General features: G+C 49.1%; 1 pseudogene. It reads left to right on the forward strand.

What is annotated here, in order from left to right:
- Window positions 1-564: pseudogene (metL, locus tag R8N47_RS27305) on the forward strand (bifunctional aspartate kinase/homoserine dehydrogenase II); the annotation flags it as partial.

Consider the following 564-nt stretch of genomic DNA (forward strand, 5'->3'; position numbering starts at 1 on the left):
GTATGAGCTTTGACTTAGTCGCCGTTGTCGATAGCCAGACATATTGGTTTGATGAAAAGGGTATCGATGCGGCGGCGGTTGCCGACAGGTTTGATGAAGAAAGTATTGAGAACGATGGGGCGTGGCTGAGTCGGTTAGGCGATTTACAAGGTTATGATGAAGCCGTGGTATTGGACGTGACTGCGAGCAAAGAGTTGGCGCAACGTTATGTTGATATCGCTCAGCAAGGCATCCATTTAATTTCTGCTAACAAAGTTGCAGGCTCTGCCGACAGTCAGTATTACCATCAAGTGCAAGATGCATTCGCGAAAATCGGTCGTTACTGGCTCTACAACGCGACGGTTGGGGCAGGGTTACCTATCAACCATACCGTGCGAGATCTGCGTGAAAGTGGTGATGAGATTGTGGCGCTATCCGGAATCTTCTCGGGAACACTTTCTTGGCTGTTCCAGCAGTTTGATGGCTCGGTGCCGTTTAATGAGTTGGTCGATTTAGCGTGGCAACAAGGATTAACAGAACCGGATCCGCGTGCTGATTTAGATGGTTCGGATGTCATGCGTAAAC

Source organism: Vibrio sp. 2132-1 (genome assembly GCF_033344315.1).